At 66.6% G+C, this 23420-nt stretch carries 22 protein-coding genes and 1 pseudogene; 15 read left to right on the forward strand and 8 right to left on the reverse strand.

Annotation, left to right across the window (positions count from 1 at the left end; translation table 11 throughout):
- Positions 1-22 precede the first annotated feature (22 nt).
- Positions 23-295 (forward strand): HU family DNA-binding protein, encoded by a 273-nt coding sequence (locus tag BLT78_RS06985; RefSeq protein WP_090348285.1) that lies wholly within the window; start codon positions 23-25, stop codon positions 293-295.
- Between the two features lie 199 nt (positions 296-494).
- Here BLT78_RS06985 and urtE read toward each other — a convergent pair whose 3' ends face one another.
- From urtE to urtA, 5 genes are all read right to left on the reverse strand, one after another.
- A complete protein-coding gene (gene urtE, locus BLT78_RS06990; protein ID WP_090348286.1) occupies positions 495-1193 on the reverse strand; it encodes an urea ABC transporter ATP-binding subunit UrtE in 699 nt (232 codons plus the stop codon).
- Between the two features lie 84 nt (positions 1194-1277).
- Positions 1278-2093 (reverse strand): urea ABC transporter ATP-binding protein UrtD, encoded by an 816-nt coding sequence (gene urtD, locus BLT78_RS06995; RefSeq protein ID WP_231975727.1) that lies wholly within the window; start codon positions 2091-2093, stop codon positions 1278-1280.
- A complete protein-coding gene (gene urtC, locus BLT78_RS07000; RefSeq protein ID WP_231975729.1) occupies positions 2090-3196 on the reverse strand; it encodes an urea ABC transporter permease subunit UrtC in 1107 nt (368 codons plus the stop codon). The genes urtD and urtC overlap by 4 nt, the downstream gene beginning before the upstream one ends.
- Positions 3196-4764 (reverse strand): urea ABC transporter permease subunit UrtB, encoded by a 1569-nt coding sequence (gene urtB / locus BLT78_RS07005; RefSeq protein WP_090348287.1) that lies wholly within the window; start codon positions 4762-4764, stop codon positions 3196-3198. Before urtB ends, urtC begins: the two co-directional genes overlap by 1 nt.
- A gap of 124 nt (positions 4765-4888) precedes the next feature.
- Positions 4889-6157 (reverse strand): urea ABC transporter substrate-binding protein, encoded by a 1269-nt coding sequence (urtA, locus tag BLT78_RS07010; RefSeq protein ID WP_090348288.1) that lies wholly within the window; start codon positions 6155-6157, stop codon positions 4889-4891.
- 283 nt (positions 6158-6440) lie between these two features.
- Here urtA and BLT78_RS07015 point away from each other — a divergent pair, with 283 nt between their 5' ends.
- The 10 genes from BLT78_RS07015 (at position 6441) to ureG (ending at position 15854) form a co-directional block, all read left to right on the forward strand.
- Positions 6441-9842, forward strand: coding sequence for a hybrid sensor histidine kinase/response regulator (locus tag BLT78_RS07015; RefSeq protein ID WP_231975734.1), 3402 nt, complete (start codon positions 6441-6443; stop codon positions 9840-9842).
- The gene (locus BLT78_RS07020; protein WP_090348290.1) at positions 9839-10510 is read left to right on the forward strand and encodes a response regulator transcription factor; all 672 of its coding nucleotides are present in this window, start codon (positions 9839-9841) and stop codon (positions 10508-10510) included. Before BLT78_RS07015 ends, BLT78_RS07020 begins: the two co-directional genes overlap by 4 nt.
- A gap of 26 nt (positions 10511-10536) precedes the next feature.
- Entirely contained in the window at positions 10537-11376 is an 840-nt protein-coding gene (locus BLT78_RS07025) for an urease accessory protein UreD (protein ID WP_090352185.1), read from the forward strand.
- A gap of 9 nt (positions 11377-11385) precedes the next feature.
- The gene (locus tag BLT78_RS07030; RefSeq protein WP_090348291.1) at positions 11386-11688 is read left to right on the forward strand and encodes an urease subunit gamma; all 303 of its coding nucleotides are present in this window, start codon (positions 11386-11388) and stop codon (positions 11686-11688) included.
- A 110-nt stretch (positions 11689-11798) separates the two neighbouring features.
- On the forward strand, positions 11799-12116 hold the full coding sequence (locus tag BLT78_RS07035; RefSeq protein WP_090348292.1) for an urease subunit beta: 318 nt from the start codon (positions 11799-11801) through the stop codon (positions 12114-12116).
- Positions 12113-13816 (forward strand): urease subunit alpha, encoded by a 1704-nt coding sequence (ureC, locus tag BLT78_RS07040; protein WP_090348293.1) that lies wholly within the window; start codon positions 12113-12115, stop codon positions 13814-13816. The genes BLT78_RS07035 and ureC overlap by 4 nt, the downstream gene beginning before the upstream one ends.
- 25 nt (positions 13817-13841) lie before the next feature.
- Positions 13842-14348, forward strand: coding sequence for an urease accessory protein UreE (ureE, locus tag BLT78_RS07045; RefSeq protein WP_090352187.1), 507 nt, complete (start codon positions 13842-13844; stop codon positions 14346-14348).
- A gap of 19 nt (positions 14349-14367) precedes the next feature.
- Positions 14368-14550, forward strand: coding sequence for a DUF6732 family protein (locus BLT78_RS07050; RefSeq protein WP_090348294.1), 183 nt, complete (start codon positions 14368-14370; stop codon positions 14548-14550).
- Entirely contained in the window at positions 14547-15221 is a 675-nt protein-coding gene (locus BLT78_RS07055; RefSeq protein ID WP_090348295.1) for an urease accessory protein UreF, read from the forward strand. The genes BLT78_RS07050 and BLT78_RS07055 overlap by 4 nt, the downstream gene beginning before the upstream one ends.
- A gap of 9 nt (positions 15222-15230) precedes the next feature.
- On the forward strand, positions 15231-15854 hold the full coding sequence (ureG, locus tag BLT78_RS07060) for an urease accessory protein UreG (RefSeq protein ID WP_090348296.1): 624 nt from the start codon (positions 15231-15233) through the stop codon (positions 15852-15854).
- 68 nt (positions 15855-15922) lie between these two features.
- On the opposite strand, the gene BLT78_RS07065 is transcribed toward ureG, so the two are convergent.
- Positions 15923-17218: a tyrosine-type recombinase/integrase gene (locus BLT78_RS07065; protein ID WP_172830823.1), complete on the reverse strand. Its 1296-nt coding sequence runs from the start codon at positions 17216-17218 to the stop codon at positions 15923-15925.
- A 308-nt stretch (positions 17219-17526) separates the two neighbouring features.
- Between BLT78_RS07065 and BLT78_RS07070 the strand changes: the two are divergent.
- Positions 17527-17685 (forward strand): annotated as a pseudogene (locus BLT78_RS07070) (IS5/IS1182 family transposase); the annotation flags it as partial.
- A 908-nt stretch (positions 17686-18593) separates the two neighbouring features.
- Here BLT78_RS07070 and BLT78_RS07075 read toward each other — a convergent pair.
- Positions 18594-19319, reverse strand: coding sequence for a transglutaminase-like cysteine peptidase (locus tag BLT78_RS07075; protein ID WP_157719503.1), 726 nt, complete (start codon positions 19317-19319; stop codon positions 18594-18596).
- Positions 19320-19500: 181 nt separating this feature from the next.
- Between BLT78_RS07075 and BLT78_RS07080 the strand changes: the two genes are divergently transcribed.
- From BLT78_RS07080 to BLT78_RS07090, 3 genes are all read left to right on the forward strand, one after another.
- Positions 19501-19815 carry a hypothetical protein gene (locus BLT78_RS07080; RefSeq protein WP_090348299.1) on the forward strand — a complete coding sequence of 105 codons (315 nt, stop codon included), beginning with the start codon at positions 19501-19503 and terminating at the stop codon, positions 19813-19815.
- A 204-nt stretch (positions 19816-20019) separates the two neighbouring features.
- On the forward strand, positions 20020-21201 hold the full coding sequence (locus BLT78_RS07085) for a cation:proton antiporter (RefSeq protein WP_197673150.1): 1182 nt from the start codon (positions 20020-20022) through the stop codon (positions 21199-21201).
- Between the two features lies 1 nt (position 21202).
- A complete protein-coding gene (locus BLT78_RS07090) occupies positions 21203-22351 on the forward strand; it encodes a YbdK family carboxylate-amine ligase (RefSeq protein WP_090348301.1) in 1149 nt (382 codons plus the stop codon).
- Here BLT78_RS07090 and BLT78_RS07095 read toward each other — a convergent pair.
- Positions 22323-23402, reverse strand: coding sequence for an FAD-dependent oxidoreductase (locus tag BLT78_RS07095; RefSeq protein WP_090348302.1), 1080 nt, complete (start codon positions 23400-23402; stop codon positions 22323-22325). The two genes, BLT78_RS07090 and BLT78_RS07095, sit on opposite strands and share 29 nt — an antisense overlap.
- Positions 23403-23420 lie beyond the last annotated feature (18 nt).

Here is a 23420-nt window from a genome sequence, read left to right on the forward strand (position 1 = left end):
ACTACCCTTATGGAATACATCCATGAACAAAACCGAGCTCATCGGAGCCATCGCCCAATCCGTCGACCTGCCAATGACCACCGCTGCCGCTGCACTGGATGCCTTCACCTCTGCCATAACCGGTGCCCTGCAGGAGGGCGATAGTGTCACCCTGGTCGGTTTCGGTACCTTCGAGGTCAAGCAGCGTGCCGCTCGCGAAGGCCGCAACCCGCAGACCGGTGCGGCTGTGCAGATCGCCGCGGCCAAGGTTCCGGGGTTCAAGCCGGGCAAGAACCTCAAGGCAACCCTGAACTGATCCGTTCCGACCCGTAGCAGCCCATGGGTGTGGCGCCAGGGATTGCCGGGTAGCCGAAACTCGACAATGCTCCCCCCGACGCAACACCCGCTGCAGCGGCACGCCACAAGCGTGCCGTTTTTCTTTGCGGTGCGCAAAAAGCCGCCGAAGCAGGTTCATGACAGCCGCTCCAGCATTGCGCGGAAGCCCGCCACAGGGCTCAGATCGCCACCAGCCCGCGCACCCCGTCGGCTTCCATGGTTTCGCCGCGGCCCTGCTGAATGATCTCGCCGCGCGACATGACCAGGTACTGGTCGGCTAGTTCGGCGGTGAAGTCGTAGAACTGCTCGACCAGCAGGATGGCCATGTCACCGCGCTCGGCGAGCTTCTTGATCACTGCTCCGATCTCCTTGATCACCGAGGGCTGGATACCCTCGGTGGGCTCGTCGAGGATCAGCAGACGCGGGCGGCTGGCCAGGGCGCGACCGATGGCCAACTGTTGCTGCTGGCCGCCGGAGAGGTCGCCGCCGCGGCGATGCTTCATCTCGTGCAGCACTGGGAACAGTTCGTAGATCGACTCGGGCACCGCCCTGGCCTCGCTAGCCGGGAAGCGGGAGAGGCCCATCAGCAGGTTTTCCTCGACGGTCAGGCGGCCGAAGATGTCGCGGCCCTGCGGCACGTAGGCGATGCCGGCCTGCACGCGCTGGTGCGGCTTGTGCCCGGTGATGTCGGCGTCCTCCCAGCACACCTGGCCGTCCTTGGCCGGGATCAGGCCCATCAGGCATTTGAGCAGGGTGGTCTTGCCCACCCCGTTGCGGCCGAGCAGGCAGGTGACCTCGCCGATTCGCGCGTCGAACGACAGGCCGCGCAGGATGTGGCTGCCGCCGTAGTACTGGTGGAGTTGCTGGACTTGCAGCATGGGTTGTCCTCTTGCAGGGGGACGCTGGAGCGTCCCCGGCTGGGTTGCCACGCTGGAGCGTGGGAACCATCAAATCCTGCGGGGCTAGCGCCCCAGATACACCTCGATCACCCGCTCGTTGGCCTGCACCTGCTCCAGCGAGCCTTCGGCCAGCACGTGGCCCTGATGCAGCACGGTGACGTGGTCGGCGATGGCGCCGACGAAGCCCATGTCGTGCTCGACCACCATCAGCGAGTGCTTGCGCGCCAGCGACTTGAACAGCTCGGCGGTGAACTCGGTCTCGGCGTCGGTCATCCCGGCCACCGGCTCGTCGAGCAGCAGCAGGTGCGGCTCCTGCATCAGCAGCATGCCGATCTCGAGGAACTGCTTCTGGCCGTGGGAGAGCAGGCCGGCGGGGCGCTGGCGCGAGCCTTCCAGGCGGATGGTGGCGAGCACCTCGTCAATGCGGTCGCGCTGCTCGCCGGACAGGCGCGCGCGCAGGCTGGCCAGCACCGACTTGTCGGTCTTCTGCGCCAGTTCGAGGTTCTCGAACACCGACAGCGCTTCGAACACCGTCGGCTTCTGGAACTTGCGACCGATGCCGGCCTGGGCGATCTGCACCTCGCTCATCCCGGTCAGGTCGAGCTGCTCGCCGAACCAGGCCTCGCCGCTGTCCGGGCGGGTCTTGCCGGTGATCACGTCCATCATGGTGGTCTTGCCGGCGCCGTTGGGGCCGATGATGCAGCGCAGCTCGCCGACGCCGATGTACAGGTTGAGGTCGGTCAGCGCCTTGAAGCCGTCGAAGCTGACGTTGATCCCCTCGAGGGTGAGGATGGTGCCGTGGCGCACGTTGACGCCCTTGCCGACGATATGGCCGGTGTCCAGCGGCAGGTCGGCCTGGTGGGTGGTGGCGGCATTCATTGCTCTTTCTCCTTGCGCAGCAGGCCGATCACGCCCCTAGGCAGGTACAGGGTGGCGACGATGAACAGGGCCCCGAGGAAGAACAGCCAGTATTCGGGGAAGGCCACGGTGAACCAGCTCTTCATGCCGTTGACCAGGCCGGCGCCGAGCAGCGGTCCGATCAGCGTGCCGCGCCCGCCGAGGGCCACCCAGATGGCCGCTTCGATGGAGTTGGTCGGCGACATCTCGCTGGGGTTGATGATGCCGACCAGCGGCACGTAGAGCGCCCCGGCCAGGCCGCACAGCACGGCGCTGAGCACCCAGATGAACAGCTTGTAGCCGCGCGGGTCGTAGCCGCAGAACATCAGGCGGTTCTCGGCGTCGCGCAGGGCGGTGAGCACCCGGCCGAACTTGCTGCGCGCCAGGCGCAGGCCGAGGTACAGGCTGCCGGCCAGCAGCGCGACGATGCACAGGAACAGCACGGCGCGGGTGCCGGTGGCGGTGATGTCGAAGCCGAGGATGCTCTTGAAGCTGGTGAAGCCGTTGTTGCCGCCGAAGCCCGTCTCGTTGCGGAAGAACAGCAGCATGCCGGCGAAGGTCAGCGCCTGGGTCATGATCGAGAAGTACACGCCCTTGATCCGCGAGCGGAAGGCGAAGAAGCCGAACACCAGGGCCAGCAGGCCGGGCACCAGCACCACCAGGCACAGGGTCCAGAGGAAGCTCGAGGTGCCGTACCAGTACCAGGGCAGCTCGGTCCACGACAGGAAGGTCATGAACGCCGGCAGGCCGTCGCCTGCGCTTTCGCGCATCAGGTACATGCCCATGGCGTAGCCGCCGAGGGCGAAGAACAGGCCGTGGCCGAGCGACAGCAGCCCCGCGTAGCCCCACACCAGGTCGAGGGCCAGGGCGACCACCGCGTAGCAGAGGATCTTGCCGACCAGGGTCAGGGTGTAGGCCGAGACGTGCAGGGCGCTGTCCGCCGGCAGCAGGTGCAGCAGCGGCAGGGCGACCAGCACGGCGAGCACCGCCAGGCCGAGGCCAAGGGCCGCACGCGGGCCGAGCTTGCTGGCGGCACGCGCCAGCAGGCTCTGGTTGAGAGGCGAGGGGTTGAGAGGCATGTTCATCAGTCGATCACCCGGCCCTTGAGGGCGAACAGGCCCTGCGGACGCTTCTGGATGAAGAGGATGATCAGCGCGAGGATGAGGATCTTGCCCAGCACGGCGCCGATCTGCGGTTCGAGGAGCTTGTTGGCGATGCCCAGGCCCGAGGCGGCCATCACGCTGCCGGCCAGCTGGCCGACGCCGCCGAGCACCACCACCAGGAAGGAGTCGATGATGTAGCTCTGGCCGAGGTCGGGGCCGACATTGCCGATCTGGCTCAGCGCCACGCCGCCGAGGCCGGCGATGCCGGAGCCGAGGCCGAAGGCCAGCATGTCCACCCGGCCGGTCGGCACGCCGCAGCAGGCGGCCATGTTGCGGTTCTGGGTGACCGCGCGCACGTTGAGGCCCAGGCGGGTGCGGTTGAGCAGCAGCCAGGTCAAAACCACCACGCACAGGGCGAAGCCGATGATCGCCAGGCGGCTGTAGGGCAGCACCAGGTTGGGCAGCACCTGCAGGCCGCCGGACAGCCAGGACGGGTTGGCCACCTCGACGTTCTGCGCGCCGAACAGCACGCGCACCAGCTGGATCAGGATCAGACTGATGCCCCAGGTGGCCAGCAGGGTTTCCAGCGGGCGGCCGTACAGGTGGCGGATCACCGTGCGCTCCAGCGCCATGCCGATGGCGGCGGTGACCAGGAAGGCCACCGGCAGGGCGGCCAGCGGGTAGAGGTCGAGGTAGCCGGGGGCGAGCTTCTGGAAGGCGAGCTGCACCATGTAGGTGGTGTAGGCGCCGAGCATCAGCATCTCGCCGTGGGCCATGTTGATCACCCCGAGCAGGCCGAAGGTGATAGCCAGGCCGAGGGCGGCCAGCAGCAGGATCGAGCCGAGCGACAGGCCGCTGAACGCCTGGCCGAGCAGTTCGCCGACCAGCAGGCGGCGTTCCACCTGGCTCAGGCTGGTTTGCGCGGCCTTGCGTACCCGGGCGTCGCTTTCCGCGCCGTCGAGCAGGGCCTCGAGGCGAGTGCGCGCCAGCGGCTCGCCGCTCTCGCCGAGCAGGCGCACGGCACGCAGGCGCAGCGCCGGGTCGCTGTCGGCCAGTTGCAGGTTGGCCAGCGCCAGGGTCAGGGCATCGCGCACACTTTCGTTGGCTTCGGCGGCCAGGCGGGCGTCGAGCAGGGCGGCTTGCGCCGGCTTGGCGCTCTTCTGCAGTTGCTGCGCGGCAGACAGGCGCACCGAGGCATCGCTGTCGAGCAGCTGGTGGCTGGCTTGGGCGCTGGCGAGCAGGCCGCGCAGGCGGTTGTTCAGGCGCAGTTTCTTCGGCGTGCCGGCTGGAGCGGCGTCGCCATCGGCGGCGACAAAGGCGCCGTCGCGCTCGATGAACGGGGTCTTGTCGGCATCGCCGGCCAGGCGGCCCTGCTGCAGGGCGTCGAGCAGCGGCAGGCGGACGGGATCGGGCGCAGCGGCCCAGGCTTCGAGCAGCTGGGCCTGACGTGCCGGGCTGGCTGCGACGAAATCGGCGGCGTCGCCGGCGTGGCTGGCCAGCGGCAGCAATAGCGCCAGTGACAGCAGCATTCGGTAGAGGAGGGTAAGCATGGGCAAATCCTTGGGTGTGCAGCGGTAGCTCCCTCTTCCCTGAGTGGAAGAGGCTGGGGATAGGGCGCGACGCTCGCACCCTCTCCCCCGGCCCCTCTCCCGCGCGCAGGAGAGGGGAGCTTCGTCAGTTGCCCTTCACTGCGTAGTCCGGCTTCTTGTCGTTACCGGGGATGAACGGGCTCCACGGCTGAGCACGCAGCGGGCCTTCGGTCTGCCAGACCACCGAGAACTGGCCGTCCTCCTGAACCTCGCCGATCATCACCGGCTTGTGCAGGTGGTGGTTGGTCTTGTCCATGGTCAGGGTGTAGCCGGACGGCGCCTCGAACGACTGGCCGGCCAGCGCCTCGCGGACCTTGTCGACCTCGGTGGTGCCGGTCTTCTCGACCGCCTGCGCCCACATGTGGATGCCGACGTAGGTGGCCTCCATCGGGTCGTTGGTCACCGCCTTGTCGGCGCCCGGCAGGTTCTTCGCCTTGGCGTAGGCCTGCCACTTGTTGACGAACGCGCTGTTGGCCGGGTTCTCCAGCGACTGGAAGTAGTTCCAGGCGGCCAGGTGGCCGACCAGTGGTTTGGTGTCGATGCCGCGCAGTTCCTCCTCGCCGACCGAGAAGGCCACCACCGGTACGTCGGTGGCTTCGATGCCCTGGCTGGCCAGTTCCTTGTAGAAGGGCACGTTGGAGTCGCCGTTGACGGTGGAGATCACCGCGGTCTTGCCGCCGGCGGAGAACTTCTTGATGTTGGCGACGATGGTCTGGTAATCGCTGTGGCCGAACGGGGTGTAGACCTCCTCGATGTCCTTGTCGGCCACGCCCTTGGACTTCAGGTAGGCGCGCAGGATCTTGTTGGTGGTGCGCGGGTAGACGTAGTCGGTACCGAGCAGGAAGAAGCGCTGGGCGCTGCCGCCGTCCTCGCTCATCAGGTACTCGACCGCCGGGATGGCCTGCTGGTTCGGCGCGGCGCCGGTGTAGAACACGTTCGGCGACATCTCCTCGCCCTCGTACTGCACCGGATAGAACAGCAGGCCGTTGAGCTCCTCGAACACCGGCAGCACCGACTTGCGCGACACCGAGGTCCAGCAGCCGAACACCACGTCGACCTTGTCCTGGGTCAGCAACTGGCGGGCCTTCTCGGCGAACAGCGGCCAGTTGGAGGCCGGGTCGACCACCACCGGCTCCAGCTGCTTGCCGTTGACCCCGCCCTTGGCGTTGATCTCCTCGATGGTCATCAGCGCCATGTCCTTGAGCGAGGTCTCGGAGATGGCCATGGTCCCGGACAGCGAGTGGAGGATGCCGACCTTGATGGTCTCGGCGGCCTGCACGGTGAAGGGGAACAGGCCGCTGAGGACCAGGGCGCTGGCGGCGAAGGCGGTCTTGAGCAGGGGACGGCGTTTCATGCGGTGAATCTCCCGTTGTCGTTGATGGGAGCAAGCATGGCCGCGTCGCCTGGCCGGGCGTTATACGCAGCATGACGTAAACGCCTACGTCATCTGACGTATCCAGTTGCTGCGCTGTGCTGGTGCATCCTCTGCACCCATGAAGAGATCCTGGTGCGCAAAACATTCGTTCCGGCCGTTACGGCCCGCAGCAGAAGGCCTGCAGCTCGCGCAGCAAGGCCCTGTAACGGGGCGTGGCGCGCTCCTTGCATGTGCACGGCGTCATTCACAGGAAGATCCCGCCGTGCACGCCAACGGACCCCAGCGCATCGTCAACATCCGCCGCGACTACAACGGCTGGGTCGCCGACGAGACGCGGGAAGACTACGCCCTGCGCTACACACCCAAGTCGTTTCGCAAATGGTCGGAGGGGCGCATCGCCAACACCGCCCTCGGCACCTTGTCGTTCCTGGTGTTGGAGGCGATCGGCGCCACCCTGGTGCTCAACTACGGCTTCACCAACAGCCTGTTGGCGATCCTCGCCATGAGTCTGGTGATATTCCTCACCGGCCTGCCGATCAGCTACTACGCCGCGCGCCACGGCATCGACATGGACCTGCTGACCCGTGCCGCCGGCTTCGGCTACATCGGCTCGACCATCACCTCGCTGATCTACGCCAGCTTCACCTTCCTGTTCTTCGCCCTCGAGGCGGCGGTGATGGCAGTGGCGCTGCAGATGTACTTCACCATACCGCTGGGCCTGGCCTACGTGGTCAGCGCCCTGGTGGTAATCCCGCTGGCGATGTACGGCATCACCCGGATCAGCCGCCTGCAGGCCTGGACCCAGCCGCTCTGGCTGATCCTGCTGCTGCTGCCTTTTGCCGCCGTGCTGCTAGGCAATCCGGGGTTGCCCGGAGAACTGATGGAATTCGTCGGCAAGCGTGCTGACAACGGCTTCGATCTGGTGTCCTTTGGCCTGGCCTGCACCCTGGTGCTGGCGCTGGTCACGCAGATCGGCGAGCAGGTCGACTACCTGCGCTTTCTGCCCGCACAAACCCGCGCCAACCGCGGGCGCTGGTGGGCGGCACTGCTGCTGGCCGGTCCCGGCTGGATCGTTCCCGGTGCGCTGAAGATGCTGGGCGGCGCGCTGCTGGCAGTGCTCGCCCTGCAGCATGACGTGAGCCCGGAGCATGCCGCCGAGCCGGCGCAGTTGTACCGGGTGGCCTATCAGTACGTGTTCGCCGACCCGCGCTGGGCGATGGCCGCGATGGTGCTGCTGGTGGTGGTGTCGCAGGTGAAGATCAACGTCACCAACGCCTACGCCGGTTCGCTGGCCTGGTCGAACTTCTTCGCACGCATCACCCACAGCCATCCGGGGCGGGTGGTCTGGCTGGTGTTCAACGTCGGCATCGCCCTGATGCTCATGGTGCTGGGCGTGGTCGAGGCCATCGAACAGGTGCTCGGCCTGTACGCCAACGTCGCGATCGCCTGGATCGGCGCGATGGTCGCCGATCTGGTGATCAACAAGCCGCTCGGCCTGTCGCCGCGGCTGATCGAGTTCAAGCGCGCCTACCTGCACGACATCAACCCGGTGGGTGTCGGTGCCATGCTGCTCGCCTCGCTGCTGTCGATCATCGCCTATGCCGGGGCGTTCGGCGTGGAGGCCCAGGCGCTGGCGCCGGTCATCGCCCTGGGCACCGCGCTGCTCGCTGCACCTCTGCTGGCCTGGTTCACCAAGGGGCGCTACTACATCGCCCGTGCGCACCAGAGCGAACTGCTGCTGCCCCACAATCAGCAGGGCAAGGTCGAGTGCGGGGTGTGCGGCAACGCCTACGAGGAACCGGACATGGCCTGGTGCCCGGCCTACGGCGCGCCAATCTGCTCGTTGTGCTGCTCGCTGGACGCCCGTTGCGGCGACCAGTGCAAGCCGCGGGTGCCGCTGCTCGAGCGTTTCGAGGCCGGACTCGCTCGCCTGCTGCCTGGCGTCGCCGTGCCGCGCCTGCACACCCGCCTGCTGCACTACCTGCTGGTGTTCGGCCTGATGATCGTGCTCACCGCCGGCGCCATGGCGCTGGTCTACGGCCAGGTTTCCCACGGTCTCGAGCAGAACCCGGCCGATGCGGCCAGGACCCTGCAGCAGGGTTTCCTCAAGGCCTTCCTGATCCTCGCCCTGTTCGTCGGCGTACTGGCCTGGTGGGTGGTGCTCAACCGCGAGAGTCGGCGGGTGGCGCTGGAGGAGTCGAACCGCCAGACCCGCCTGCTGATCCAGGAAATCGACGCGCACCGAGAAACCGACGCCCAGCTGCAGAAGGCCAAGGAAGCCGCTGAGGCGGCCAGTGCAGCGAAGAGTCGTTACGTCACCGGTCTGTCCCACGAGCTGCGTACACCGCTCAACAGCATCCTCGGCTACACGCAGATCCTGCGGCGTGACACAGGCCTCGGCGAGCGCCACCAGGATGCCCTGGCCACCATCCACCGCAGCGGCGACCACCTGCTGTCACTGATCGATGGCCTGCTCGACGTGGCACGTATCGAGGCCGGCAAGCTCAACCTGGAACCCTGCGAGATCGACTTCGCCGAGTTCGTCGATCAGTTGGCCAAGATGTGCGCCCTGCAGGCCGGCGAAAAGGGCCTGGCCTTCCACCTTGAGCGTGCTGGACACATGCCGGCTGTGGTGCGCGGCGACGAAAAGCGTCTGCGCCAGATCCTCATCAACCTGCTCGGCAATGCGGTGCGCTATACCGAGCACGGCAGCGTCACCCTGCGAGTCGGCTACCTGCGCCAGACCGCGACCTTCGAGATCCTCGACACCGGCATCGGCATGCACGCCGAGCAGCTCGAGCGGCTGTTCCAGCCCTTCGAGCGCGGCGACCCGACGCGTGAGGATCATGGTCTGGGGCTCGGCCTGACCATCGCCCGCATGCTCAGCGTCCTAATGGGCGGCGAGCTGACGGTAAGCAGCGAGCCGGGGCAGGGCACCCGATTCCAGTTGCGCCTGTATCTGCCGGCGGTGCGCGTGCCGCAGGCGCTGCTGGCCGAGGAACACGACATCGTCGGCTACCGCGGCCCGCGCCGGCGCATCCTGGTGGTCGACGACCATGTGGAGCACCGCAAGGTGCTGGCCGGCCTGCTCGAACCGCTGGGTTTCGAGATCGCCATGGCCGCCAGCGGCCAGGAGGCGCTCAGCCAGGTGTCGCTGCTCAATCCCGACCTGATCCTCATGGACCTGTCCATGCCGCAGATGGATGGCTGGCAGACCAGCCGGCTGATCCGCCAGTCGGTCGGCTCGCAGGCGCCGATCATCGTGGTGTCGGCCAACGCCTTCGCCGACGAGGGCGAGCGGCGCCTCGACCCCGCCTGCAACGACTACCTGGCCAAGCCGGTGCACGGCCCGGCGCTGCTGGAGAAGATCCGCCAGCACCTGGGTCTCGACTGGTTGCGCCGCGAGTCTGCCGCGCCTGCGCCGCCCAGGGAGCTGGATCTGCCGGCGCAGGCGCTGGCCGAGCTGGGCGAGCTGGCTGCGCTAGGCTACGTGCGTGGGGTGATCGAGCGCCTCGACTGCCTGGAGCGCGAGGAGCCGGACTGCGCGGCGGTGATCGAGCGTCTGCGCGGCCTGGCACGACGCTTCCAGCTCGACGAACTGGCGCGCTGCCTGGCCCAGGCCACGCCGCGTGCCGCGCAACCCCCGATGGAGTCTTCGCAATGAATCTTGTCGAGCGTGCCGATCAGAGCATCGTGCTGATCGTCGACGACCTGCCGGACAACCTGGCGCTGCTGTCCGATGCTCTCGAACAGGCCGGGCACATGGTGTTGGTGGCGCTGGACGGCAGCACCGCGCTGGAGCGCATGCAGCGTCTCAAGCCCGACATCGTCCTGCTCGACGCGCTGATGCCGGGCATCGACGGCTTCGAGACCTGCCGGAGGATCAAGGCGCACGCCGAATTCGAGGACGTGCCGGTGCTGTTCATGACTGCACTGACCGAAAGCGAGCACGTGCTCGAGGGCTTCGCCGCCGGTGGGGTCGACTACGTGACCAAGCCGATCCATCCCGAGCAGGTGCTGGCCCGCATCGCCTCCCACCTGCGCACCGCCCGCTCGCTGCGTGAGGCCCGCGAGGCCTCGCAGCAGGCAGCGGCGCCGGGCGTCGAGGAAGTGCGTGCGGCGCTGGCCCGCCGCTACCAGCTGACCGGCCGCGAGGTGGAGGTGCTGGAGTGGGTGGCCTGCGGCAAGACCAACCGCGACATCGGCGAGATCCTCGGCCTCAGCCCGCGAACGGTGAACAAGCACCTGGAGCACGTCTACGTGAAGCTCGGCGTGGAAACCCGCACCGCCGCCGCCTCGGTGGTGATGGCGCTCGGAGGCTCGCGCGCATGAGCAGCCTGAGCGAAGCTGCGCTGGCCATGCCGCTCGGCAGCAGCACCACCCGTTTCGCCCCGGCCGACGACGGCTGGCGTGCGCATCTGGCCCTGCGCTTCGAGCGCCGCGCCACCCGCAGCGAACTGGTCGGCCGCCGCCATTACGGCCCACTCACCGTGCAGCGCCCCTTTTACCCGGAGGGCGAGCCGGCGCATATTTATCTGCTGCACCCGCCGGGTGGTGTGGTCGGCGGCGACCGCCTGCATCTGCAGGTGCAGCTGGAGGAGGGCAGCCATGCGCTGCTGACCATGCCTGGCGCCACCAAGTTCTACCGCAGCGCCGGCCCTACCTCGCTGCTGGAGCAGCACTTTCAGGTGGCCGCCGGTGCCACCCTGGAATGGCTGCCGCAGGACAGCATCCTGTTCCCCGGCGCCAAGATGCGCCTGCACACCCGCTTCCAGCTCGAACCGGGCGCCCGGCTGATGGCCTGGGAAACCCTGTGTCTCGGCCGTCCGGTAATGGGCGAAACCTTCGACCACGGCCGCCTCGATAGCCTGCTGGTGGTCGAACTGGGCGGCGAGCCGCTGCTGCACGAGCGCCTGCGCCTGGATGGCGGCTCGCTTGCCAAGGTCGGCGGCCTGCCGCTGCTGGCCACCTTCTGCATCGCCCCGGCGACCGAAACCCTGCTGGAGCAGGCCCGCGAGGAACTCGCCGGCCTGCCGCACCCGGTCGGGGCGACCCTGCTCGATGAACACCTGCTGGTCATCCGTCTGCTCGACGACGACAACCAGCGTCTGCAATCCACCCTGCAGCGCCTGTGGCAGCGCCTGCGCCCGGCTGTGATTGGCCGTGCCCCCTGTCCGCCGCGCATCTGGGCCACCTGAGGGACCGACATGGAACTGACCCCCCGCGAGAAAGACAAGCTGCTGCTGTTCACTGCGGCGCTGCTGGCCGAGCGCCGGCTGGCCCGTGGCCTGAAACTCAACTATCCCGAGGCCATCGCCCTGATCAGTGCCGCGGTGATGGAAGGCGCCCGCGACGGCCGCACCGTCGCCGAGCTGATGGAATCCGGCCGCCAGGTGCTGAACCGCGACCAGGTGATGGAAGGCGTGCCGGAGATGATTCCCGACGTACAGGTCGAGGCGACCTTCCCGGACGGCAGCAAGCTGGTGACGGTACACAACCCGATCATTTGAGCCAGAGGCATTCATAGGCTGGGTAACGGCACAGCCTTACCCGGCGTTGGCGGGGGCTAATCGCTAGCGCGAACTACCCACCTGCGCCGTTGTGGATTCAGGAGAGAACCATGATTCCCGGAGAAATCCAGGTCGCCGACGGCGACATCGAGCTGAACGAGGGCCGCGAGCGGGTGACGCTGACGGTGGCCAACTACGGGGACCGCCCGGTGCAGGTCGGCTCGCACTACCACTTCTACGAGGTCAACCCGGCGTTGGTGTTCGATCGCCATGAAGCGCGCGGATTCCGCCTCGACATCGCCGCAGGAACCGCGGTGCGCTTCGAGCCGGGCCAGGCGCGTACCGTCACCCTGGTGGCGCTGGCCGGAAAGCGCGAGGTTTACGGTTTCCGTGGTGAGGTGATGGGCAAACTGGAGGGCAACCCATGAGCCGCATTTCCCGGCAAGCCTATGCCGACATGTTCGGCCCCACCGTCGGCGACCGGGTGCGTCTGGCCGACACCGAGCTGTGGGTGCACGTCGAGCACGACTACACCCTCTACGGCGAGGAAGTGAAGTTCGGCGGCGGCAAGGTGATCCGCGACGGCATGGGTCAGGGCCAGATGCTGGCCGCTGACTGCGTCGATCTGGTGCTGACCAACGCGCTGATCATCGACCACTGGGGCATCGTCAAGGCCGACATCGGCGTGAAGAGCGGGCGCATCGTCGCCATCGGCAAGGCCGGCAATCCGGACATCCAGCCCGGCGTGACCATCCCGGTCGGCCCGGCTACCGAGGTGATCGCCGCCGAAGGCAAGATCGTCACCGCTGGCGGCATCGACGCCCACATCCACTTCATCTGCCCGCAGCAGTGCGAGGAGGCGCTGACCTCCGGCGTCACCACCATGCTCGGCGGCGGCACCGGGCCGGCCACCGGCACCAACGCCACCACTTGTACCCCCGGACCCTGGTACATCGCACGTATGCTCCAGGTTGCCGACAGCCTGCCGGTCAACATCGGCCTGCTCGGCAAGGGCAACGTCTCGCGCCCCGAGGCGCTGCGCGAGCAGATCGCCGCCGGGGCCATCGGCCTCAAACTGCACGAGGACTGGGGCTCCACCCCGGCGGCCATCGACTGCTGCCTCGGCGTGGCCGAGGAAACCGACACCCAGGTGGCGATCCACACCGACACCCTCAACGAGTCCGGCTTCGTCGAGGACACCCTGAAGGCCATCGGCGACCGCACCATCCACACCTTCCACACCGAAGGTGCCGGCGGCGGTCACGCGCCGGACATCATCACCGCCTGCAGCCACGCCAACGTGCTGCCGTCGTCGACCAACCCGACGCTGCCCTACACCATCAACACGGTGGACGAGCACCTCGACATGCTGATGGTCTGCCACCACCTCGACCCGAGCATCGCCGAGGACGTAGCCTTCGCAGAATCGCGCATCCGCCGCGAAACCATCGCCGCCGAGGACATCCTCCACGATATCGGCGCCTTCTCCATGACTTCGTCGGATTCGCAGGCGATGGGCCGGGTAGGGGAAGTGGTGCTGCGCACCTGGCAGGTGGCGCACAAGATGAAGCTGCAGCGCGGCCCGCTGGCCCAGGATTCGGCCTACAGCGACAACTTCCGGGTCAAGCGCTACATCGCCAAGTACACCATCAACCCGGCGATCAGCCACGGCATCGCCCACGAAGTCGGCTCCATCGAGCTGGGCAAGCTGGCCGATCTGGTGCTGTGGTCGCCGGCGTTCTTCGGCGTCAAGCCTGCGCTGGTGCTCAAGGGCGGCATGATCGCCACCGCGCCGATGGGCGACATCAACGCCTCGATCCCGACCCCGCAGCCGGTGCACTACCGGCCGATGTTCGGCTCGTTCGGCGCTGCACGGCATGCCACGCGGATGACCTTTCTGTCGCAGGCCGCCATCGCCGCCGGCGTACCGCAGCAGCTCAATCTCGCCAGCCTGATCGGCGAGGTGCGCGGCTGCCGCAGTGTGCGCAAGACCGACATGATCCACAACGGCCTCCTGCCGCAGATCGAAGTCGATTCGCAGACCTACCAGGTACGCGCCGATGGCGAGCTGCTGGTATGCGAGCCGGCCGAATCGCTGCCGATGGCGCAGCGCTATTTCTTGTTTTAAGAGCCCTCTTCTGACCGGGATGACCATGATCCGACTTACCAGACGCCTGGACGCAGGCACCCCGAGCGCCAGCCTGACCCTGCCCATCGACAGCCGCATCAAGAGCCGGCTGCGCGTCACCCTCGATGACGGCCGCGACGCCGGCCTGTTCCTCGAGCGCGGCCAGCTGCTGCGCGGCGGCCAGCTGTTGGGCGATGACGAGGGCAGCATCGTGGTGCAGGTGCTGGCGGCCAACGAGACAGTCTCCACCATGTGCACCGACGACGCGCTCGCGCTGGCGCGTGCCTGCTACCACCTGGGCAACCGCCACGTTCCCCTGCAGATCGAAGCCGGATTCGTGCGTTACCAGCACGATCACGTACTCGACGACATGCTGCGCGGCTTCGGCCTCGAAGTGCAGGTCGAACAGGCGCCCTTCGAGCCGGAAGCCGGGGCCTACCAGAGCGGTGCGGGCCACTCGCACAGCCACGCCCATGATCACAGCCATGACGCGCACCCCTTCGTGCGCGCCCCCGGCCACCACCATCACTGATTGCCTCGGAGAGAACCCGATGAAAAAGCTCCTGCCCCTTGCCCTGCTGCTGAGCGCCGGCCCGGCCTTCGCCCACGTTGGCCACCAGCACACCAACGAGCACGGCTTCCTGCACTGGCTGCTCGGCAGCGATCAGGTGATCCTCGCTCTCGGCGTTGCCCTGGCCGTAGGTGTCGCCGCCTGGCTGCGACCGCGCTGGTGATGAACGACCTCAAGCTGCTGCGCCTGCTGCAACTGGCCAGCTCCAGCCTGCCGGTGGGTGGCTACACCTACTCGCAGGGCCTGGAGTGGGCGGTGGAGGCCGGCTGGCTGCACGGGGCCGACGGCTTCGCCGACTGGCAACGCGCCCAGATCGAGGAGACGTTGGTGCACCTCGACTGGCCGCTGCTGGCGCGCCTGTACGCCGCCTGCGCAGCCGACGATGCCGCGGCCTTCCGCCGCTGGAACCAGCTGCTGCTGGCCAGCCGTGAAACCCGCGAGTTGCGCGCCGAGGAGAGCCAGCGCGGCCAGGCTTTCGCCCGCCTGCTTGCCGGTTGGCAACTCGGCCAGCACAGCGACTGGCGGGAAAGCATCGCTCTGACCCAGCTCGGCGGCATGGCCTGGCTGGCCGTGCAATGGCAGATCCCGTTGCCGTCGCTGGCGCTCGGCTATGGCTGGAGCTGGCTGGAAGGTGCGGTGATGGCCGGCGTCAAGCTGGTGCCCTTCGGCCAGCAGATGGCGCAGAGCCTGCTGCGCGATCTCTCCAGTGAGCTGCCCGCTGCGCTGCAGCGCGCCCTTGAAGTGGCCGACGACGACATCGGCGCCGGTCTGCCCCTGCAGGCCATCGCCTCGGCCTGCCACGAAACCCAGTATTCCCGACTGTTCCGTTCCTGAGGAAATCCCATGCAAGACTACAAGCAACCCCTGCGCGTCGGTGTCGGCGGCCCGGTCGGCTCCGGCAAGACCGCGCTGCTCGAAGCCCTGTGCAAGGCCATGCGCGACCACTACCAGATCGCCGTGGTCACCAACGACATCTACACCAAGGAAGACCAGCGCATCCTCACCGAGGCCGGCGCGCTGGAGCCCGAGCGCATCGTCGGCGTGGAAACCGGTGGCTGCCCGCACACCGCGATCCGCGAGGACGCCTCGATGAACTTGGCCGCCGTGGAAGACCTGGCGCGCAAGTTCGGCAATCTGGAAGTGATCTTCGTGGAGAGCGGTGGCGACAACCTGTCCGCCACCTTCAGCCCGGAGCTGGCCGACCTCACCATCTACGTCATCGACGTGGCCGAGGGTGAGAAGATCCCGCGCAAGGGCGGCCCCGGTATCACCAAGTCCGACTTCCTGGTGATCAACAAGATCGACCTCGCGCCCTACGTCGGCGCCTCGCTGGAAGTGATGGAGAGCGACACCAACCGCATGCGCCCGCAGCGCCCCTGGGCCTTCACCAACCTGAAGACCGGCCACGGCCTGCAGACGCTGATCGACTTCATCGTCGAGCGGGGGATGCTCAATCCGATCCGCTGAGCCTTTTCGATATGTCTGGGATGGCCACGTCATCTCTCACGTTTTGAAGGTGACTAGCCTCTGAGGCTTTAATCCTTGATCCGCAAGCGTTTGACCGAATGTGCACGCTGCTCGTCGAGCGAGTTGTAGTAGGTGTTCTGCGTGGTGCTCAGGCTGTTGTGGCGCAGATCGGCCTGCAGGTCCTTCATGTCCCGATGGGGGGCATCGAAGGTGGCCGAGGTATGCCGCAGCCAGTGCAGCGAGGCGGAGCGCAAGTGATCGACCTCGTCGTTACTCCAGCCTTCCTCGACCATCCGCGCCAGGGAGCGGTCGAAAACCTGCTGCAGCAGCAAGCGCAGGTGACGGTCGGACAGCCCGGCGCGGCCCGTGAGGGTGGAGAGGAGGGGATGCGTCTCTTGGGGCGAGGGCAGGGCAGGCAGCCCCAGATGACGGCGGTAGCGGATCAGGTAGGTCTGGATGTAGTCGTCGCGCACGCTGATCTTGGCCGCCTTGTTGCCCTTGCCGACCACGTGGAACCACCAGTTGCCGGTGGTATCGCGGCGAAAATCGCCCATCGTCGGCTCCCAGTTGTCGCGGCCCACCAGGTCGGACACCCGCAGGTACATGGCGAACAGGGTCGCAAGGATGAACAGCGTGCGCTCGTGGACCTCGGGATCCTCGTCCGCCATCTGTTCGGCGGTCTCGATCGCGTAGTTCCATTGCAGCTGGGTCAGCGAGCGTCCGGAGACGTCCAGGGTGTTACGCTGCTTGTAGATCGACTTCTGCTTGACCGCGCGGAACGGATTGATTTCGGTGAGGCCTTCGTCGATAGCGTGCTGGAAAAAGCTGCCACACACGGCGAAGACCTGGGCTACCGAGCCCTGGGACATCCGGTAAGGGCGGTTCTCGGCATCCTGGGCCGCGGGGTCGGCCAGTGCGCGGTTGCGCTTGGGCACGGTCATGCTGAAGGGCCGCCAGGTCTCGTTGACCGCGTAGGTGTCGGAGTCGAGCTTCTTGCGTCCACCGATGCGTACGAAGCGCGAGCGGACGACCGGACCGATCCAGTCCTTGGGCGGGCGTAGGCAGAACTCCATGAAAGCTTCGGCATCGCGGCGGCGCAGCTCGAGCAGCGGCTTGCGTGCGATCATCAAGGCCCACAGCAGCAGGCGCTCGACATGGGTGCGGTAGGAATTGAAGGTCGGCTCATTGCCGGCGTAGGACTTCAGGAATCCGCGTACCGCCTGGTAACCCTCGATGGCCTGCAGTTCCGATGAGAAGCTGAGAAGGTAGTCGCGCACAGGCGGCAATTCCTCGCTGAGCTGCTGGAAATTGAGTTCCAGGAAGCGGTCATGGGTATCGAACAGCGGTGACGGTACGGCTGGCATGGTGGATTTTCTGTCCCTGATAGGATTGGCGATGCAAAGCGCAGGCAGGCTGCGCTGCGGGGGCTGCAAGCATTATATACAATATCCGGGTCTGGTGATTATCGGATATTGCATATGCCTGCATAGAGCCCTATCAGCACAAGCACGTTAACCAGCCATCCACTTTTCAACATGCGCCCCGATTTCAGTGAACGCAATGTAGCCGCTCTATGGCTTCACTTCGTGGGGCAACCTCGATGACAGGCCCTTTCTCCTTTGTCGAGCACACTTTGACTTAATAGCCGCCAGTCCCTCTGGTGCCCTCTTGCATGAAGCAGCGGTCCTTCGCCGATGCCGAGTACGCCGGCAAGCGCAAACAGACCCGCCGTGAGCGCTTCCTGACCGAGATGGATCAGGTCGTGCCGTGGCAGGCGCTGATGGCGCTGATCGAACGGTGCTACCCGAGAGGCGAAGGTGGGCGACCGGCCACCCGCTGGCTACCATGCGAGGGGGAAGCCCCCGGCAAATGCCCGTAGGGGGCAGGAAACTGAGTCCAAGGGGATGAAATAACCCGATTTTGGCCTGCCGATCAGGGTGGGCGCGAATGGTGAGGGCTATTTCAGACCTTCCCTAGATGGTGCGTGCTTTGCCGTCTACCCGAGGATGGCCGTTCCTTCGTGTACCACCTGCCGCTGGACGATCATCCAAGCGTGCAAAGCGGTGGCTATGGATTTGGCTTTCTCCTGGTGCATTCACTTGTGAACTAGATTGGAGTTGAGTCCGTTGCTCAAGACCACGCCAGCACAGAGGCTCCGGCCTGGGCGCACTCATCGACGACCTGGGCTTGAAAGATTTCGGATGGGAGAGGCTCTGGCCTAGCACAGGAGATCCTCCAGAAGCGGCTTGAAATGGCGTCCACCAAAATAGGTTGGCACCATGCCGCTACCTAGAGGGATCGGGTAAATGTGTTGCCCGTACGGTACGGTGAGTCTCCTTTTTTGGCATGCAACGGCCGTATTTACGAGACTGAGAAATGATGGAGCGGTGCCTACATAGCTGATTTATAAGGATTATTTTTAATCAGGATTTTCATCCTTCTTGTCAGGAGCCATAGGTTAGTCTCCTTTTTAGGCATGAAACGACCGTACTTACGAGGCTGAAAAATGAAGGCTCGGTGCCTACATAGCTGATTTATAAGGATTATTTTTAATCAGGTTTTTTATCTTTTTTTATCAGGAGCCACAGACGTCCCCTGATGTCCTCCCACTGGAAAGCTCGGCACTACATTGTTCGCATAATGAAGATTATGTTAAATACAATGCAGCCTTGGAATTGCCCGCAAGCACCTCTTCCGCCGCCGCTCCTGTCATCGCTGCATCTCGTGGCAATCACACGATCAGCTCGCCGGTTTCGCATGCGGCGCTGCGGCGATCATCAGTTCGCCCGCTCTGCTGACGTTGCGCGCTTCCCTGCTGACCCTGACCTGTAGCTGATGCCAGTCAGGCAGCAGCTTGGCATTGCCGGCCATGACCAGGCGATGGTGATCGAACCGGTACAGGTGGTCGGTATCGAAGGCGAACTGCATGACCAGGTCGTGGCGCTGGGCCAGCGGTTCGATCTCCTCGCGCAGATTGTCCAGCACCAGCGGCAATTCGCCGTTGTCCGGCCAGTAGCCGAGGACCATGTGCGCCTGCCCGCCGGACGTCATGTTGGTGTAGACCAGCCGCAGGCTCTGCTCGGGAAAACCGAGCAGGCGCAAGGTGAAGTACTTGGCCAGGGCGAAATCCTCGCAGTCACCGGCGCCCATCTCGAGCAGCTCCAGCGGCGTGGCCCAGTAATCGAACTGCCCCCACAGCTTCTGGTCCTCGACGTAACGCGCCCGGTGATTGAAGAACCGGTTGACCACCTCGAGCTTTTCGACATCGCTCAGCGTCAATGCCTGGGTGATCAGCTCCTGCCACGCCTCCAGCTGGGCGGAGACCGACTCGTGGCGATGGGACTGCACGGAATGCGCCGCGACCTTGGCCGGCCCCAGGAGCAAGCCGCTGCCGAACAGCAACCCGGCAAGCACATGGCCGCGGCGACTCTGCAGCAGCGCACCCAGGAAATTCGACTTTTTCACACAGGCCCCCTCAGAAGCTGACGAGCGGCTCCCTGCCCTGAAACCAAGAGATCCCGGCACCTTTAGCCCAAGAAACACGCCCGGGCAAGGTACGTCCGTCAGCTCGTCTCCGGCCACTCGCCATGCGGCGCCCCAACAGGACTAGTCTAGATAATGTCAACTCGCATTGGAGGATGACACCATGAAAGCCACACTTTACCTGGCAGCCCTGGCCACCCTGCTGGCCGGTGGGACTGCCATCTCGGTCCAGGCCGACGAGGAGCGGCTGATGCTGGCCGAAAGCGGAAGCGATCGCGTGATGGAGTATCACCTGCAGCGGGAAGCCCTCGCCAATCAGCGAGGCCGCGAAGACTCGGGTGATCGTTACGTGCAGATGATCCGCGAACAGCCGACGGCTGCCGGCCCCATGACCGAGGAACAGTCCGAGTCGATGGACAGACCCAAGCCTGCCTACAAATCGCCCATCCAGCGCGACAGAGAAATGTACGGCAAGTGAGCCTGCCCCCCCCCCTCCGGGCACAGTGAAGTGCCCCCAGGGGAGGCCCGGATAGCGCCGTCACCATTCACCCGCTCATCCACTCGGCCGCCAGCTCGTGAGCCTGCGCGCCTGTCTCGGATTGCGGCTGGGCAGGCGATCACGGCTGCGCAGAACGCCCCGTATCCGGGTCTATGCCGAAAGGGAGATTGTCCAGTGCCTGACTTGAGCATTCTGCTTGGGGAAATGGCCTGGCCGCTGGCGATCCTGATCGCCTGGCTGGCGGGCGAGCTCGGTTATTGCTGGGCACGTCTGCCGCGCATCAGCCTCTATGGCCTGAGCGGATTTCTCCTGGCGGCGCCCCAGGTCGGTCTGCTGCCGAGCACCAATGACACCCCCGGCATCCTGCTGCTGGCTCACGTGGCCTTCGGCCTGATCCTGTTCGAGGCCGGCTATCGCTTCAACCTGCGCTGGCTGCAGGCCAATCCCTGGCTCGGCGTGACCTGCCTGGCGGAGGCCGGACTGACCTTTGCCGCGGTGTACCTGCTGGCCCTGCTGTTCGGCACCGCCCCCCTCACCGCCCTGCTCCTCGCCTCGCTGTCCATGGCGACTTCGCCGGCCACGGTGGTGCGGGTCATCAACGAACAGGGCGGCTCCGGACAGGTGACCGAGCGCCTCCTGCACCTCTCGGCCATCAACTGCGTGCTGGCCGTGCTGGTGTTCAAGACCGTGGTCGGTCTGGTCGTATTCAGGACTTCGGGCGATCTCCGGGATGCCTTGGCCACCAGCCTGTATCTTATGCTGGCCTCGACCGCGCTGGGCGCACTGCCGGGGGTGGTCATGCCCGCGCTCCTGCGCCGCCTGGGGCATGCGACCCGCGACGCCACCCTGGCCTTCGCCATCGCGGTGATGGTCCTGGTGGCCCTGGCGCATGCCCTGAAGCTGTCGCCGGTACTGGCTGCGCTCACGTTCGGACTGGTCGCCCGCCACCGGCGCGTCGTGATGAGCCAGACCCAGCGCAACTTCGGCCCGCTGGGCGATCTTCTCGCCGTGCTGCTGTTCGTGTTCATCGCTTCGGCGCTGGACTGGCGGCTGGTGATGGCCGGTGCGGCGCTGGGCCTTGCGCTGGTCGTGGTGCGCGCGCTGGCAAAGCTGGTCGGGGTGCTGCTGTTCGCCCGCCTGAGCGGCATTTCCCTGCACAAGGGCCTCCTGCTCGGCATCGCCCTCGGGCCCTTTTCCGCCTTCGTGATCCTGGTCCTCGAGCAGACCCGCCACCTCGGGGTGAACCTGTTCGATCTGCTCGCGCCGCTGGCCTCCGCCGCACTCGTGCTGGAGCTGCTCGGTCCGCTGCTGACCCAGCGGGCCCTTCTCCTCGCCCACGAGCTGGCCGACGAGGGGGAGCCCTGACATGCCGCTGGAAGACTTCAAGACCTCGGCGCCGCTGAGCCTGGGCGTCGAGCTGGAGCTGCAACTGGTCAGCCTCAGCGACTTCGACCTGATCGCCGCCAGCCCCGATATGCTCGCCCTGCTGGCACGCCAGGTGTTTCCCGGCAATGTCACCCCCGAGGTGACGGAAAGCATGCTCGAGGTGTCCACCGACGTGCATCTCGAACATGCCCGCCTGCTGGCGCAGTTGCAGCGGATCCGCGATGCCCTGGTGCATGCCGGCGACCGGCTCAACGTCGGCATCTGCGGCGGCGGCACCCATCCGTTCCAGTTCTGGTCGGAGCAACGCATCTACCCCAAGCCCCGCTATCGCGAGGCCTCGGCCCTCTATGGCTACCTGATCCAGCAGTTCACCGTATTCGGCCTGCATGTGCACGTCGGCTGTAGCAGCGGCGACGAGGCCCTCTACCTGCTGCACGCGCTCAACCGCTACGTGCCGCACTTCATCGCCCTGTCGGCCTCCTCGCCCTTCGTCCAGCGTCAGGACACGCTGTTCAGTTCGGCGCGCCTGAACTCGGTGTCCGCCTTCCCCCTGAGCGGCCGGGCGCCCTTCCTGCTCGACTGGGAGACCTTCGCCGGCCAGTACTTCGCCAAGATGGAGCTCACCGGCATAGTGCGCAGCATGAAGGACTTCTACTGGGACATCCGCCCCAAGCCGGAGTACGGCACCATCGAGCTGCGGGTCTGTGACACCCCGCTGTCCGTGGAGCGGGCGGCCGCCCTCGCCTGCTACCTGCAGGCGCTGTGCCTGCATCTTCTCGAGCGATGCGACGAGCCGCCACGGGAGGACGACTACCTGGTCTACACCTACAACCGCTTCCAGGCCTGCCGCTTCGGCCTCGACGGCACCCTGGTCGATCCGCGCAGCCACGAGCTGCTGTCGCTGCGCGAGGATATCCTCGCCACCTTGCGCCTGCTGCAGCCGCAGGGCGACGCCCTCGCCTGCCTAGCCGCCTTCGACCACGTGCAGCGCATCGTCAGCGAGGGCAACGATGCGAGTCTGCTGCGGCACGAATTCCAGCTGCGCGGCAGCGCCGAGGGCATGGTCGACGCCGCGCTCGCTCGGTTCCGCGACAGCGGGCCTAGCCACCAGCCGAGTGCAGGCGCATGAAGCGTCGGTCGAGGAAATCCTTCCAGCGCCCGAGCAGCGCACCTTCGGCGGTCAGCCCCGCCCAGCTCATCAGCGCGCCACCCCGGCCGTCGGCCAGCAGGGCCAGGGCGTGGCGCTGCGGGTGATAGGTCTGCAGCGACCGACCGGCGAGCGCCTGGGCCAGGTTGTTCGCCAGCACCGGCCCCTGGCGGACCGCGTAGACCCCGCTGTGCGGTGTGGCGGCCAGACTCGCGCAATCGCCGGCGGCAAGGATCTGCGGATGGGAAACGCTCTGCAGGGTACCGTCGATGGCGACGAAGCCATGTGCATCCACCGCCAGCCCGGAATCGACCAGCCACGGCAGCGGGCGGGCGCCGCTCGCCAGGATCAGCCGCCCACCCCGCCACACTGTCCGACCGCCAGCCTCGAGGGCGTCGCCGCGGATCCGCTCGACTGCGCAGTGCTCGAGCACTCGGACGCCGGCGGCCTGCAGATGCCCAAGGGCCCTGCTGCGCAGGGCCGGCGGATGCGCGCCGAGCAGCCGGACAGCGCTGCACAGCGTCAGCGCCGGCACCTGCGCGGCCATGGCCAGGGCCAGCTCGACGCCGGCGGCGCCGCCTCCGAGAATCGCCAGGGGCGCCGGCCGGGCTCGCCATTCCGTCCAGCGCGCGACGAAGCCGGCGAACGGCTTGACCGGCAGCACTTCCATGGCGCCGCCTTCCCGCGCAGGCATGGGCGGCTCCGCGCCAGGATTGAGCGACAGCCAGCGGGCCCGGCATGCCGTGCCGCCGGCCAGCGACAGCGTCCGCGTATCGGCTTCGAGAGCAGTCACAGAATCCCCCAGCCAGTCGATGCCCGCCGCGGCGCACAGCGGTCGCAGCGCGATGCGGCACTGCTCGAGGGCGTAGCGGCCGGCCAGCAACCCCGGCAGCATGCCGGAGTACCAGGCGTATGGCTCGGGGCTGACCAGGGCGATGCGCCCGCGCGGGCGGCGCCCGCCAGCCCAGCGCCGCAGCACGCCGAGGTGGGCGTGCCCCGCGCCGACCAGCAGCACATCGAACTCAGCCGTCATCCGTCCGCCTCCCGGCGC

It is taken from the genome of Pseudomonas oryzae (genome assembly GCF_900104805.1).
In the GTDB taxonomy this organism is placed as follows: Bacteria; Pseudomonadota; Gammaproteobacteria; order Pseudomonadales; family Pseudomonadaceae; genus Geopseudomonas; species Geopseudomonas oryzae.

Coding starts and splice junctions, on each gene's coding strand:
- BLT78_RS07050 (WP_090348294.1), top strand. CDS start 14,368: ATGAAAAAGCTCCTGCCCCTTGCCCTGCTGCTGAGCGCCGGCCCGGCC.
- BLT78_RS07030 (WP_090348291.1), top strand. CDS start 11,386: ATGGAACTGACCCCCCGCGAGAAAGACAAGCTGCTGCTGTTCACTGCG.
- urtD (WP_231975727.1), bottom strand. CDS start 2,093: ATGAATGCCGCCACCACCCACCAGGCCGACCTGCCGCTGGACACCGGC.
- BLT78_RS07065 (WP_172830823.1), bottom strand. CDS start 17,218: ATGCCAGCCGTACCGTCACCGCTGTTCGATACCCATGACCGCTTCCTG.
- ureG (WP_090348296.1), top strand. CDS start 15,231: ATGCAAGACTACAAGCAACCCCTGCGCGTCGGTGTCGGCGGCCCGGTC.
- BLT78_RS07035 (WP_090348292.1), top strand. CDS start 11,799: ATGATTCCCGGAGAAATCCAGGTCGCCGACGGCGACATCGAGCTGAAC.
- BLT78_RS07090 (WP_090348301.1), top strand. CDS start 21,203: ATGCCGCTGGAAGACTTCAAGACCTCGGCGCCGCTGAGCCTGGGCGTC.
- ureC (WP_090348293.1), top strand. CDS start 12,113: ATGAGCCGCATTTCCCGGCAAGCCTATGCCGACATGTTCGGCCCCACC.
- BLT78_RS07025 (WP_090352185.1), top strand. CDS start 10,537: ATGCCGCTCGGCAGCAGCACCACCCGTTTCGCCCCGGCCGACGACGGC.
- ureE (WP_090352187.1), top strand. CDS start 13,842: ATGATCCGACTTACCAGACGCCTGGACGCAGGCACCCCGAGCGCCAGC.
- BLT78_RS07080 (WP_090348299.1), top strand. CDS start 19,501: ATGAAAGCCACACTTTACCTGGCAGCCCTGGCCACCCTGCTGGCCGGT.
- BLT78_RS06985 (WP_090348285.1), top strand. CDS start 23: ATGAACAAAACCGAGCTCATCGGAGCCATCGCCCAATCCGTCGACCTG.
- urtA (WP_090348288.1), bottom strand. CDS start 6,157: ATGAAACGCCGTCCCCTGCTCAAGACCGCCTTCGCCGCCAGCGCCCTG.
- BLT78_RS07095 (WP_090348302.1), bottom strand. CDS start 23,402: ATGACGGCTGAGTTCGATGTGCTGCTGGTCGGCGCGGGGCACGCCCAC.
- urtB (WP_090348287.1), bottom strand. CDS start 4,764: ATGCTTACCCTCCTCTACCGAATGCTGCTGTCACTGGCGCTATTGCTG.
- urtE (WP_090348286.1), bottom strand. CDS start 1,193: ATGCTGCAAGTCCAGCAACTCCACCAGTACTACGGCGGCAGCCACATC.
- BLT78_RS07020 (WP_090348290.1), top strand. CDS start 9,839: ATGAATCTTGTCGAGCGTGCCGATCAGAGCATCGTGCTGATCGTCGAC.
- urtC (WP_231975729.1), bottom strand. CDS start 3,196: ATGAACATGCCTCTCAACCCCTCGCCTCTCAACCAGAGCCTGCTGGCG.